This window comes from Pseudomonas sp. NPDC098740, from assembly GCF_044760065.1.
Classification (GTDB): Bacteria; Pseudomonadota; Gammaproteobacteria; order Pseudomonadales; family Pseudomonadaceae; genus Aquipseudomonas; species Aquipseudomonas rossensis.
Genome location: NZ_JBIWAM010000017.1, coordinates 24,517 through 30,466 on the forward strand (window position 1 = coordinate 24,517; position 5,950 = coordinate 30,466).

General features: G+C 60.7%; 5 protein-coding genes. 2 read left to right on the forward strand and 3 right to left on the reverse strand.

The genetic code is table 11. From position 1 onward, the window contains the following. Nucleotides 1-11 precede the first annotated feature (11 nt). The 3 genes from ACIQU2_RS20365 to ACIQU2_RS20375 all read right to left on the reverse strand — a co-directional run bounded on the left by ACIQU2_RS20365 (nt 12) and on the right by ACIQU2_RS20375 (nt 3,343). The gene (locus ACIQU2_RS20365) at nt 12-389 is read right to left on the reverse strand and encodes a hypothetical protein (RefSeq protein WP_403143598.1); all 378 of its coding nucleotides are present in this window, start codon (nt 387-389) and stop codon (nt 12-14) included. 334 nt (nt 390-723) lie between these two features. Beyond that, nucleotides 724-2,550 (reverse strand): glycoside hydrolase family 15 protein, encoded by a 1,827-nt coding sequence (locus ACIQU2_RS20370; protein WP_403143599.1) that lies wholly within the window; start codon nt 2,548-2,550, stop codon nt 724-726. After that, nucleotides 2,543-3,343 carry a glucose 1-dehydrogenase gene (locus ACIQU2_RS20375; RefSeq protein WP_403143601.1) on the reverse strand — a complete coding sequence of 267 codons (801 nt, stop codon included), beginning with the start codon at nt 3,341-3,343 and terminating at the stop codon, nt 2,543-2,545. The genes ACIQU2_RS20370 and ACIQU2_RS20375 overlap by 8 nt, the downstream gene beginning before the upstream one ends. Nucleotides 3,344-3,606: 263 nt before the next feature. Between ACIQU2_RS20375 and ACIQU2_RS20380 the strand changes: the two genes are divergently transcribed. After that, nucleotides 3,607-4,779 (forward strand): MFS transporter, encoded by a 1,173-nt coding sequence (locus ACIQU2_RS20380; RefSeq protein ID WP_347802738.1) that lies wholly within the window; start codon nt 3,607-3,609, stop codon nt 4,777-4,779. Between the two features lie 170 nt (nt 4,780-4,949). Then, entirely contained in the window at nt 4,950-5,684 is a 735-nt protein-coding gene (locus ACIQU2_RS20385; RefSeq protein ID WP_347802737.1) for an alpha/beta fold hydrolase, read from the forward strand. The last annotated feature ends 266 nt before the right edge of the window (nt 5,685-5,950 follow it).

A 5,950-nucleotide genomic window follows, 5' to 3' on the forward strand; every position in this document is an offset into this window, starting at 1 on the left:
TAGGCTTCGATTTACGCCACTTGATTGAAGTACTTCGACCGATCCGGCGTAAACGTCACCACCATGTTGGTCCGCGAACAGGTCAACGCCCGTTCTTCACCCACATCAATATCCAGATCTTCCCCGCGTAACCCTTGCCACTGAGCGAGGTACTTGAGGGATCCGTATTTTTCGAGTTTTTTCAGGCTGCGGCTGACGCCACCTTTCCAGCCCAGCACCGGCAGTTCGCCGGCAAGGCAGCGTTGGGCGAGTTCGGGGAAACGGGGGGCGCGTTGGCGGCCGATCTCCCAGCATTTGATCAGGCCTTTGTCTTGGGCTTCCCACAATTCGTCGCGGTTCAGTCCGGACCTGAGAGGGGTGTCGATGCTGCGGTGGATGCGCTGGGTCATTCTGGTTCCTTGAATTCGGGTTTTGTTGGACAGCTCCGCTGTACCCGTTGAGGGGGGGATGGTAGGTGGGGATGTAACGGCTGGCAACAAACGTTTTCAGGCTATAGAAATGAGGTGCTTCGTGCGATTGAACAGGTCTGTTTAGCGGTTGTAGGAGCTTTGCCTATACCGGCCACCGTTTCTTTCGCCGGTATTCAGTCGGTCTTGTGTTGTGGCTGATGGCGCATTCGCGAGCAAGCTCGCTCCCACATTTGATCTTTAGTGGCCACGAAATTTGTGTACGACCGAGATCAAATGTGGGAGCGAGCTTGCTCGCGAAAGGGGCAACACGGTCTCAAGGCTGCCAGAAGCTCTTCTCCCCGCTCAGTTTCCGATCCAGAAAACTGGCCGCACTGATCAGTGCCAAATGCGTCAGCGCTTGCGGCGTATTGCCCAGATGCCGCGCATGGCTGTCGAACTCTTCGGCGTACAACCCCAGCGGGTTGGCGTACCTCAGCAACTGTTCAAATTCCAGATGCGCCTTTTCCACCCGGCCGGCGCGGGCCAGGCATTCGACGTACCAGAATGAGCACGCGGCGAAGGCGCCTTCGGTGCCGTCGAGGCCGTCGATCCGGGTGTCGTCATTGCGATAGCGGTAAACCATTCCATCGCGCACCAGATTCTTTTCGATGGCGTCGAGGGTCGCGAGCCAGCGCGGGTCTTTGGCGCTGACGAAGCGCACCAGCGGCATCAGCAGCATCGAACCATCCAGCGCGGTGCCGCCGATGTGCTGGACGAAGTGCCCGCGTTCTTCGTTCCAGAAGTTTCCCCAGATATCAGCGTAGATCGCCTGTCGGGTCTGGTCCCATCGGGCGAACGGGGCGGGCAGTGAGCGTTTTGAGGCGAGGCGAATGGCTCGGTCCAATGCCACCCAGCACATCAGCCGCGAGTGCAGGAAATGATGCTGCTCGCCGCGCATTTCCCAGATGCCGACGTCCTTTTGCTCCCAGGTTTCGCAGACCTGGTCGACCACTTCCACCGTGTGTTTCCAGCCTTCATGGGAGATGGCGTCGCCGTATTTGTTGACCAGGTACACCGCGTCCATCAATTCGCCAAAGATGTCGAGCTGGACCTGGTCGTAAGCCTGATTGCCGATCCGTACCGGTGTTGCGCCGCCATGACCGGAGAGGTGCGAGAGTTCGGTTTCCGGCAGTTCCTGACGGCCATCGATGGCATAGAGGATATTGAGTTTCATCGGTTTGCCGTGGCAATCGCTGACCCGCCCGCGCAGCCAGCGCATGTAGTCATTGGCTTCCTGAACGAAGCCCAGGCGCATGAACGCATAGACGGTGAACGAGGCGTCGCGGATCCACGTGTAGCGGTAGTCCCAGTTACGCTCGCCGCCAGGTGTTTCCGGCAGGCCGAAGGTGGCGGCGGCGAGGATTGCGCCATGCTTGCGGGAGGTCAGCAGCTTCAACGCCAAGGCCGAGCGATTGACCATCTCCCGCCAGCGGCCGCGGTAGTTGGATTGGCCGATCCAGTCACGCCAGAACTTCAGGGTCCGTTCCAGGCAGATCGCGGCGGCGCCTTCCTTGAATCGCGGATCGTCGATACCACCCAGCATGAACTCGGCGCTCTGGTCCTGTTCGAGGGTGAATTCGGCGACTGCCGCATGGCCGTCGATACGTAAAACCTGGTCCGAAGAGAGGCGCAGGGACGGCTGATCGGCGGCCTCGAAGGTCACGTCTTCTTCATCCATGCGTGCGCGGGTCTTGGCGCGAGCGTAGTCATGGCGCACGGCGCAGCGCATATGAAACGTCGCCTGGCCGCTGACCACACGCACCCGGCGCATCAGCACCGGCGTGGCATCTTCGCTGTCGCCGATGGGCAGCAGGTCGGTGACTTCGACCACCGCGCAGTCGCTGAGCCAACGGGTTTGCAACACATTGGTGTCGGGCAGGTAAATCTGCTCGCGGCGAGCGTCGGGTAAATCCGGGGACAGTTGGAAAATCCCGGCTTCAGGGGTGTCCAGCAGCGAGCAGAAGATCGACGGGCTGTCGAATTCGGGCCAGCAGAAAAAATCCACACTGCCCTTGTCGTTGACCAGCGCCGCGCTGCGCATGTCGCCGATGATGCCATGGGCATCGATAGCGCTTTGTCGTTCGGGATGATGATCAGCCATTGCCGCGAAACTCCGGATAAAGGCTCATGCCGCCGTCGATGAACAGCGTGGTGCCGACGATGTAGTCGGAGGTATCGGAGGCGAGGAAGACCACCGCGTTGGCGACGTCCTCGACATCACCGACCCGGCCGTAAGGAATGAGTTTGAGCAGCTCCTGCTCGTGATCGCCGTCGGTGGCGGCGCGATTCATCGCCGTGCGAATGGCGCCCGGCGCGATGCCGTTGATGCGGATGCGCTGGTGGCTGACTTCCTGGGCGAGGGTTTGCATGAGCATGTCGACGCCGCCCTTGGACGCGGCGTAATTGACGCGACCGGCCCAGGGAATGCGCTGGTGCACCGAACTCATGTGGATGATCTTGCCAGCAGCCCGCGAGACTCCGTTGCGAATGCCTTGTTGGTTAAAAATTCGCAGGGCGGCGCGGGCGCAGAGGAACTGGCCGGTGAGGTTGACGCCGATCACCTGGTTCCAGTCGTCAAGGCTCATGTCCACGGCCGGTGCGTCTTTCTGCATGCCTGAGTTGGCGACCAGAATGTCCAGAAAACCGAAGGCTTCGAGGGTTTGTGCAAACAACCGTTCGACGTCTGCTTCTTTGGAGACGTCGGCGCCAATGGCGATGGCTCGACCGCCTTCAGCATTGATCTGGCGGGCCAGTTCCTCAGCGGGAGCGGCCTGGGAATTGTAGTTGATCACCACGGCGGCACCGGCGGCGGCCAGGGCCTTGGCAGCTCCGGCGCCGATGCCGGAACTGGCACCAGTGATCAGGGCGACTTGTTGGTCGAGGGAAATCTGCATGAAGTTAAAGCCTTGAGTCGAGGGCTTAACTAGCTGACTGGTTTGCGCGGTAGAGAGTTCATTTGGTGACTGCGCTGGCCGCATCGCGAGCAAGCTCGCTCCCACAATAGATTTTTGGTGTGCACACATTTTGTGTATGGCCGAGAACCCATGTGGGAGCGAGCTTGCTCGCGATGAAGGCTTCACATTCAACCAACAATTAGCTGCTTTCCCCTTGATCAGCCTTTGTGGCAACTTGCAGGCCCTTGTTGAGACCTGCACCTATGGCAAACCCTTACCGCGAACTGTTCAAAGCCCCAGGTAGCAGTGCTTTTGTGCTGGCCGGCATGATCGCGCGCATGCCGATTTCCATGACCGGCATCGGCCTGATCACCATGCTCTCGCAGCTGCAGGGCGGGTATGGATTGGCCGGTGCAGTGGCCGCCACGTTTGCCCTGGCCACGGCGTTTTGCGCGCCGCTGGTCTCGCGGTTGGTGGACCGCTTCGGGCAGCGTCGGATCTTGCCAGTCTCGGCACTGATCGGTGGCGGGGCGTTGTTGCTGGTGTTGCTTTGCACTCGCTTGCAGGCGCCGCAGTGGACGTTGTTTGTGTTCGCCGCGCTGGCCGGTTGCATGCCGAGCATGTCGGCGATGGTGCGAGCACGCTGGACCGAGGTGTATCGCGGCCAGCCTGAACTGCACACTGCTTATGCGCTGGAGTCGGTGCTGGACGAGGTCTGCTTTATCGTCGGACCACCACTGTCGGTGGGGTTGTGCGTGGTGGCGTTCCCCGAAGCCGGGCCATTGGCGGCGTTGCTGATGCTGGCGATCGGGGTGACGGCGTTTGTGCTGCAACGTGACACCGAGCCGGCGATTCATCCTCATGAAGACCATCATCAGGCCTCGATCATTCGTTCCAGCGAGATTCAGTTGCTGATGCTGTTGATGGTCGCCATGGGCACCATCGTCGGTGTGGTGGATGTGGTCAGCGTGGCGTTCGCCCAGCAGCAGGGCCAGCCGGCGGCGGCGAGCATTGTGTTGTCGGTGTATGCCATCGGCTCGTGCCTGGCCGGTTTGGCGTTCGGGGCGTTGCGCTCGAAACTGCCGTTGCCGCAACTGTTCCTGTACGGCGGGGTGGCGACGGCGGTGACCACGCTGCCGTTGCTGCTGGCGACGAACATTCTCGGGCTGTCGCTGGCGGTGTTTGTCGCTGGGTTGTTCTTTGCGCCGACGCTGATTGTGGCGATGGCGTTGGTGGAGCGCATCGTGCCGCCGGCCAAACTCACTGAAGGTCTGACCTGGCTGGTGACCGGGTTGAGCATTGGCGTGGCGATCGGTGCGGCCAGTTCCGGGTGGCTGGTGGATGCGTTTGGGGCGCGGAGCGGGTTCTGGGTGGCGATTGCGGCTGGCGCCGTGGTGCTCGGTTCCGCAGTCCAAAGCTTCCGCCACTTGAAATGATGACTAAATGTGGGAGCGAGCCTGCTCGCGAAAGCGTTCTGTCAGTCACATGCTCGTTGCCTGATATACCGCTATTGCGAGCAGGCTCGCTCCCACAGGGTTATCTGTACGACTAATTCTCCCCGGCGATCATCCGTTCTCTTAACAGACAACTTTTCGAGGTAACCCCGGTGACCCAGCTGACATTGCTCTGCCTGCCCTATTCGGGCGCGAGTGCCATGGTCTACAGCCGCTGGCGGCGCAAGCTGCCGGAGTGGCTCAAGCTGCAACCTGTGGAACTGCCGGGGCGTGGCGCCCGGTTTGGCGAACCCTTGCACACCGACATGCGACGCCTGGCGCTGCAACTCGCGCAGGAACAAAAAGCCACGCTCAAGACGCCGTATGCGCTGTTTGGTCATAGCCTTGGCGCGTTGCTCGCCTGTGAGATGGCCCATGCGTTTCGCTCGCTGGGCTGCCCGGAACCGGTGGCGCTGTTCGCTTCGGGCACCGCCGCACCGACCCTGCGTGCCGACTACGACCGGGGTTTCGCCGAACCGAAAACCGATGCCGAATTGATCGAGCAATTGCGCACCCTCAACGGCACCAGTGAAGAGGTGCTGGCCAACGAAGAGCTGATGAGCCTGACGCTGCCGGTGCTGCGTGCGGACTTTCTAATGTGCGGACGTTTCGAACCGCAGCAGCGTCCCTTGCTCAAGTGCCCGGTTCACGTGCTTGGCGGCAAGGCTGATCGCGCCACCACCGAGCAGTTGATCGGCTGGAGCAAGGAAACCCACGGCAGTTTCTCGGTGGACATGCTCGCTGGCGGTCACTTCTTTATCCACGAGCACGAAGCCAAGGTGTTGCGGGTGATCAAGGATCAGCTGGACGTTCACCATCGGCGGCATGGATTGATGGCTGTCAGCTAAACCCGAACATCACTCACCCCCTGTGGGAGCGAGCTTGCTCCGGGCGGCGTTCCGACGATGGCGGCCGGATAGTCAGCATCTATGTCGCCTGTCATGGCCCTATCGCGAGCAAGCTCGCTCCCACAGGGGTCATGGGTCACCTCACTATCCTCGCCATACCCCTCCTTTCTGATACTTGTTCTCATTCGCTAATTTTTCCGGTCTGGATTCGTTTTATAGGGACGACGTGCCTTTGTGCTTCCCGCCACTGATCCGGATGCTTAGAA